Annotated in this window: 6 protein-coding genes; 1 reads left to right on the forward strand and 5 read right to left on the reverse strand. The window is 45.4% G+C overall.

The features are described 5' to 3' along the window. The first annotated feature begins 579 nt into the window (after positions 1–579). Positions 580–1869, forward strand: a complete 1290-nt coding sequence (gene kynU / locus H0Z23_RS08240; protein ID WP_296868965.1) for a kynureninase — start codon at positions 580–582, stop codon at positions 1867–1869. Positions 1870–2178: 309 nt separating this feature from the next. Here kynU and H0Z23_RS08245 read toward each other — a convergent pair whose 3' ends face one another. The 5 genes from H0Z23_RS08245 to speB form a co-directional block, all read right to left on the reverse strand. After that, positions 2179–2865, reverse strand: a complete 687-nt coding sequence (locus H0Z23_RS08245) for a class I SAM-dependent methyltransferase (protein WP_296868966.1) — start codon at positions 2863–2865, stop codon at positions 2179–2181. A gap of 236 nt (positions 2866–3101) precedes the next feature. Then, the gene (locus tag H0Z23_RS08250; protein ID WP_296868967.1) at positions 3102–4310 is read right to left on the reverse strand and encodes an FprA family A-type flavoprotein; all 1209 of its coding nucleotides are present in this window, start codon (positions 4308–4310) and stop codon (positions 3102–3104) included. Positions 4311–4394: 84 nt separating this feature from the next. Further along, positions 4395–4970 (reverse strand): rubrerythrin, encoded by a 576-nt coding sequence (gene rbr / locus H0Z23_RS08255; RefSeq protein ID WP_296868968.1) that lies wholly within the window; start codon positions 4968–4970, stop codon positions 4395–4397. Between the two features lie 83 nt (positions 4971–5053). Next, positions 5054–5995, reverse strand: a complete 942-nt coding sequence (locus H0Z23_RS08260; RefSeq protein ID WP_296868969.1) for an ATP-binding protein — start codon at positions 5993–5995, stop codon at positions 5054–5056. Positions 5996–6095: 100 nt separating this feature from the next. Beyond that, positions 6096–7073 (reverse strand): agmatinase, encoded by a 978-nt coding sequence (gene speB / locus H0Z23_RS08265; RefSeq protein ID WP_296868970.1) that lies wholly within the window; start codon positions 7071–7073, stop codon positions 6096–6098. Between the last annotated feature and the right edge of the window lie 330 nt (positions 7074–7403).

The raw sequence follows: 7403 nt of genomic DNA on the forward strand, positions 1-7403 counted from the left end.
TAGAGGTTATTTCTACTTTTTTCAATTTCAACTCCAACACCCATTCCTCGTTTATATTTTTCTTCCACAACCTTTCCATAAAAATCCCCCCTACACTGCTTAGATTTCTGGTAGTTCCACAAATTCGACATGAGGCCTGTCAATGATATGTACCATATATACCAATAATACATTATTGGTACGTACCATAAGTTGATGATAAATATACCTTCTGCTTATGGGTATGTCAACCAGATTTTGATTTTTGCTCTGCCGTTGTGTAGATTTGCAAGCCTAATATGGTTTTAGAATGGAGTCATGGAACTTATTTAAGGTTAGGTCAGCGGAGATATCAAACTGCACAGAAGACAACCCATAAACTTTAGAAAGTGAAAGGCTTTGGGCGTGCACGCTTTTTAAGGTTGCGTCCCAAATGAGCATGGCATACAATTCAAATAACGCTTGCGTTCGCGGCTAATACTGGAAGACTTGGTGCATTTGCCATAAGTTTTTTTAGGAAAAACCGCAACACCCTGAGGAAAGCTGCTCCGCAGGAAAGCCAAAAAAGCGCCAAGCAGGAAGAAAGGGGAAAATGTGAGAATGGATAAATTCGAGAAAATGAAAGAAAAAGCAGAAGCATTAGATGCACAGGATCCCTTGAGAAAGTTCCGTGAGCAATTTGTGACCCAGCAAGGGCGAATTTATATGGACGGTAATTCGCTGGGGCTTCCTGCTAAAGAATCTATCGACGGCGTACTGCGTGTGATAGAAGAATGGAAAATCTTGAATATCGACGGCTGGCTCAAGGGCAAGATCCCTTGGTTCATTATGCCTGAGGAGTTGGGGCGCAGGATGGCTCCCCTTGTTGGCGCATTGCCAGAAGAAGTCGTCATGTCGGGCTCCACTACATCAAACCTCCACAGTCTTGTCAGCACCTTTTATCAGCCTGAGGGAAAGCGAAGAAAAATTTTGGCAGACGAGCTCAATTTCCCTTCGGACCTTTACGCCCTTGCGAGCCAAATTCGCTTGAAGGGAGGGGACCCGGCAGAAGACCTAATTCTCGCCAAATCTAGGGACGGCAACACTCTTGAGGAGGATGATATCATCGCACTGATGGACAAGACCGTCTCAGTAGCCATCCTCCCTTCGGTCCTCTACCGCAGCGGCCAGCTTTTGGACATGGAAAAGTTAACCCGATCAGCCCATGAAAAAGGAATCTTAATTGGTTTTGACTGTGCTCACTCCGTCGGGGCCGTTTTACATCGACTGCACGACTGGGATGTGGACTTTGCGTTCTGGTGCAGCTACAAACATCTGAACGGGGGGCCTGGAAGCCCCGCCTTCCTCTTCTTGCACGAGAAACACTTTGGTAGGGAGCCTGGATTAGCAGGTTGGTTTGGCTACGTGAAAGAGAAACAGTTCGACATGGAAATCCTTTTTGAACATGCTAAATCTGCCGGAGGCTGGCAGATGGGAACTCCTTGTGTCCTTTCAGCGGCAACGCTTGAGGCAGCCCTCAAGATTCAACAAGAGGCTACCATAGAAAAGATAAGAGAAAAATCCCTAAAGTTGACAGATTTTCTTATAGAGTTAGTGGATACGTTCCTCTCGGATGAGCCTTATTGCTATTCTATCGCCACACCAAGGGAGCACGAGAGGCGCGGAGGGCACCTAGCCATCGAGCACCCAAAAGAAGCCTGGAGAATTTGCTGTGCACTGAAAGCCCGAGGAATTATCCCTGATTTCCGACCTCCACGCATCATACGTGTTGCTCCAGTTGCTCTCTACAATACTTTTACAGAAGTTTGGGAAGTCGGCCGGGCATTGAAGGAGATCATAGAAAACAAGGATTTTGAAAGGTTCCCGAAAGAACGAAGCGCTGTTTCCTGAAGATTTCAAAGAACCCTTTTCCTGTAAGGAGATTTGGGGCATATCAAAGCAAGGATAGAGCTTATCCTTACAGCTTTATTGCAAGCATCGAATTAAGTCACAACAAGAAGCTCTCGGGGGGGAATAAAACTATACCCTATTTTATGCGACAACAAAAAGACAAACTTCAAAAGCAGGCTTGTCACAAAAGAAGAGTTCATCGACGTCTTAAGGATCCTCGAGTACAACAGCAAACCTTGGAGAATCCCATATGATACGAACAAATAAAGATAATTTTGGATATCACCTACATTTCCCCCTGTGGACATATTAAAAGGAATCTTTATGAACGACAAGGAAAAGGCTTGAATTATCCACTTCTACCACTTGGAAAGGCATGCCCGTGGCCTTGCCAAGTTCTTCCAGATCTCGCGGAGAAAAGGTTGTTGCGGCAAAACCATCCTTGCAAATTATATTTCCATCTTTCGTCTTTTCCCAATCTATTTCACCTAATAACCCCTTGTCGGCCTGTTCCTGAAACCAAGCTAACCTGTATTCCCAAAAGTCAGCACTATAAGTGCTGAAAAAAGCTTTTCCCCCGGGAATTAAAGCTCTTATACTACGCTGTATAGTATGAAGAGGATCTCCCTTCATTGCAGAAAGTCCGTTTTGGAGGCACAACACGATATCAAATTCGGTTTCAAAATGCATTTTATGGACATCCATCACCATTAGATTACAATTGGGACAATCTTTAAGATATTCTTTCCCGAAGCGGACGGAATCTTCAGAAACATCTATTCCCACAATGGATTTCACGAGTGGAGCCAATCGTTTCATTATTCGGCCATAGCCTGCTCCTAATTCCAGTACTTTCTCACAGCCATGGAGTCCTTTAGAAACGAATTCTATTTCAGCATCAAGATATTGTTTAACTCGAGGAATATTTGTCTGGTAAACTTTATACAATTTCATGGCATTTAACTTGCCTGCATAATAATTTCCCAAAACTTTCACCTCAAATCATATTTTGACTGATTCAGTTTTAGTTAAGTCCATATAATTGTGTAAAAAGCAAGAGAGCCACCGCAAGGCCTTTGGTTTAAAGTGGCAATCACCAGAAAACCCAAAACCGGAGATGACCTTACAATGACTTAATACAATTTTACTATAGATAGAACCCTGGGTCCGGATTTTAACAAAATATAAATATAAAGCAACCTCCCATGAAATGTAATAGGGGGCTACGCCCCCTAAGCCTTCTTCTTTAATTCCTCTGCTACCTTTACACCCAGCTGGTACGCGGCATATAGGTCGTCCTGGTCTGGGACATATTGGACTTTTAAAGTGTCAACAATATGGGTTCTCATCTCCTCCAGCACTTGAGCCACCTGTTTCACCGACTCGCCGCCCCATCCATAGGATCCGAAGGCAGCACCAATTCGCCCCTTAAAGCCCAAGCCTTTCACGTACGTCAGCACATCGGCAACTGAAGGGAACATGTTGTTATTCAGCGTTGGAGACCCCACGACCAAACCTCCCGCACTTAAAAGCTCGGTAGCCACGTCACTCCTATGGGACCCCCCTAGAGGCAGGAGCTTGGCCTCCACTCCACGAGAAGCTATGCCTTCCCCTATCGCCCTGGCCAACTTATCGGTGCTGCCCCACATGGTGTCATAGAACACCACTACCTTCTGAGGCAACTTGCCAGATGACCAGTCAGCGTAACGGCCTATTATCCATTCGATGTCTTCCTCGGTCCTATATATAGGCCCATGATCGGGCAAGAGAAGATCTACTTCAAGGCCCATCTCCTGGGTCTTGGCGAGAAGCTTGGCGACTAAGGGAGAATATGGGTTTAGTATATTTGCATAATATTTCGCTGCCTCGCGTTCCAATATCCATCTTGGGATCTGGTCCGCAAACCTCTCGTATGTGGCAAGGTGCATGCCAAAACCGTCCTGGGAAAAAAGTATCTTCTCCTCAGGCATGTAAGTAAACATTGAGTCCGGCCAGTGAAGCATCCTAGTCTCTATGAAATGAAGCTTCACGCCGTAAGTTTCTAAAACTCCTCCTTCAGGAAACTCCTCAAGCCCTTCAATTGTATCTCCGAAATGGGCTTTAAGAGCTTTGACTCCCATCTTGGAAGCCAAAACTTTCTTAGGTTCCACCTCATCAATTACCTTCGTTAAACACCCAGAGTGATCCATTTCTGAGTGATTGGAGATTATAAGCTCAATTTCTTTAGGATCAATGACAGAGGCTATCCTAGCCATCATCTCATCATAAAACGGTGCTTTAACAGTATCTATCAATATAGGAGATTCCCCCAGGACCAAAAAGGCATTATAAGTCGTACCTCTCGACGTAGCATACCCGTGGAAATCCCTTATAGCCCAATCTATGGCTCCTACCCAGTAGAGGCCTTCCCTTACCTTCACTGCTTTGAACGTCTGATGCATTTTTGTCTCTCCTTTCAGTTTTCGAAACCTATGCTACAAAAAAAAGGCAGAAGCCCTTTGGAGAGCTCCTGCCTAGTAAGAACCTTACCAGTTCTCTCCCAAAAGCTCGAAATGAGCCTTTGCGTGGGCGCAGGCTGGACACTTTTCTGGAGCACATTTGCCCTCGTGGAGGTAACCGCAGTTCCTGCAACGCCATACGACTTTATCAGGCCTTTCGAAAACCCTTCCAGCCTCTATGTTGGCAGCTAAATCAAGATAGCGCTTCTCATGCTGCTTCTCAGCTACCGCTATGGCCTCAAATACTGCAGCAATTTCTTCGAAGCCCTCTTCCCTTGCCACCTTGGCGAACTCGGGATACATAGAGGTATGCTCATGGTTTTCTCCCGCAGCCGCCGCCTTGAGGTTCTCCAGCGTGGTCCCAATAACCCCCGCCGGGAAAGAAGCCTTTATCTCCACTTCACCGCCCTCTAAAAACTTAAAGAGGCGCTTGGCATGCTCCCTTTCCTGGTTGGCCGTTTCAGCAAAAATATCTGCAATCTGTACGTAACCTTCTTTTTTGGCCTGACTGGCAAACATATCGTAGCGGTTTCTCGCTTGCGACTCACCAGCAAAAGCTGTCAAAAGGTTCACCTCTGTTTTTGTTCCTTTTAAACTCTTCATATTCTCGCCCTCCTCTCCTTTGCCATATTCCCAAAGCGCTGCTTTCCATTATACATACTTCGATAAAATAAGATAACTCTTTTCTACTGACTATTGCCTTTTTCCGCAAGTTCTTCCTTGATGCGACATATGCTGCATATATCTTGATATGATATGGCTCCACAGATGGAGCATCTTCCTGTTGGAGTTTCTTCCGGCTGTGGTGGCTTCTTTCCATCAAGGTAACCGAAGAGAAAATCCCGCTTTGTCCCTGGCATCTTGGATTCAATAAATTCCAATGCTTCAAAGAAAATATGACTCGTGGCCCCCTGAGCAAAGGGGCACTTATCACCAAAATAAGCAATGTCTCGCACCTTGCAATAGATACGAATTTCCGCCGATTCTAAACGGAATAGAGGTTTCATGCGGGCAACTAAGCCGCCTCCTGCCGGCAGGAAGGGATAAGTCTTGGCTAGATATGCTTCTTTATGCCTTAAAATATTTCCCAAAAGCCGGCTTGCCTCATCGTCCAGGTTATGACCTGTGGCAATGACAGAAAAACCCTCCTGAAGGGCAAGCCTATTAAGAAACTGCCGCTTCAAGGTTCCGCACACAGAGCATATTTTGCTGCTCTTAAGTTTCCTAACCTCAGGAAGGCTAAACCCCAAAAGGTCCTTCAACTCATATACCGAAAGGCCAAGCCCTCGAGACTTGGCAAATTGTTCGCTGGCTTCACGAGATGCTTCTGAAAACCCAGGGATACCTAAATCAATATGGATTCCCTTGGTAACATATCCAAGTTCAGTAAGCACATCCCACAGCGCCAACGAATCCTTTCCACCAGATACGGCAACCATGATGGGCGTGTGTGGCTTTATGGGGAACTTTTTCATGGCTCTTTTTACAGCTTTGCGAAAAAACTCTAAAAAGCAATCTACGCAAAAGTTGGCATGATGGCTTGGGAGAGTAATTACGGCCTTTCCTCTGCATCTAGAACATTTGGCATTTGGAGAAAGGTGTCCATAAGACGGACCTTTAAGTTTCATTCCGCCCACCTCGCTTGATTGGCATTTTAACGCAAACGGCCTTTGATGTGTCACCTATTCAGTCAACGTAAACACTGTCGTTCATTAAATGCATTTGCCATTATTTCGTTTTCCTCCGCTCAACTATAGCTTCCGCCAAAATGCAAAGCAGCTCATACATTATCGTGGCCGCCACAAGAGCAGTGTAACCCGAAGGGTCAAAAGGAGGCGCAACTTCCACGACATCGGCCCCTATTAAATTTAATCCCCTAAAGCCCCTAATCAAGTTTTGAGCCTCAAAGGAAGTCATGCCACCTATCTCTGGGGTCCCTGTTCCAGGCGTAAAGGCTGGGTCAAGGGCATCTACGTCGAACGTGATGTACGTAGGGCCATTACCGACAATCTGTCTTGCTTCTTTTACAGTTTTTTCTATGCCAAGCTTTGCAAATTCCTCCATGAAAATCACCCTTATGCCGCTATCAGCAGTAAAATCCCAACATTCAGTGGAATTCGCTGCACCTCTTATGCCTATTTGCACAGTGCGCTTTGGGTCAATCAGGCCCTCTTCGACAGCTCGGCGAAAAGGCGTCCCATGGGTATATTTGGAATTCATTTCTTCATCATAGCAATCACTGTGGGCATCTATATGAATCAGGCCAACGGGGCCTTCCTTTACTATTCCCCTCAGTATAGGAAGAGTTATCGAGTGATCCCCGCCTGCACTTAGGGGAACAACTCCAGCCCCTCTAACCTTTTCGTAAAAAGAAGTTATATCTGCATGGCTCGCCTGCACATCAAATATATTGGAGAAGGGCACATCCCCCAGATCACCCACCTTACACAATTCATAAGGATTGATGCGCGTAACATGATGTATCGAACGCATCATGCTTGACATGTCTCTTATCTGCCTGGGTCCTTGGCGGGCACCAGAACGGGCTTCCACCGCACCATCATAAGGAACCCCTATAAGCGCTATGTCCAATTTAGACAGGTCCGTTATATGAGGAGTTCTCATAAACGTGGGCACTCCCCAATATCTGGGACCATGCATGGGAACTATTCCATTTGGACCACCATAAAAATCGGAATCAAACATCTTAGGCTTCCCTCCTTTAACCTGCTTAAAATAGCATACTACCAACTTTGCAAATGTCCACCGTTAAATAAAAGCGAGGCCACAGGTCCATAAATACGTGTCAAAATTTAGACGTTACTTGCTGCTTCTAACATTCTGACATTTTGTTTGCAACATTATAATTATATTATAATTCACCCTGGTGTTAAGAGCCCATTCTCTAGCATAATAGAACGGCGCATGAGAAAACACCAAAAATAAAGATCTGACCCCAAAGTATACATGAGGTGGAAGAAGCGTGAAGAGAAGTTTTTTCGCGATCTTTTGCTTTTGCCTGATGGCCCCTGTGTT

Source organism: Thermovirga sp., from assembly GCF_017656375.1.
In the GTDB taxonomy this organism is placed as follows: Bacteria; Synergistota; Synergistia; order Synergistales; family Thermovirgaceae; genus Thermovirga.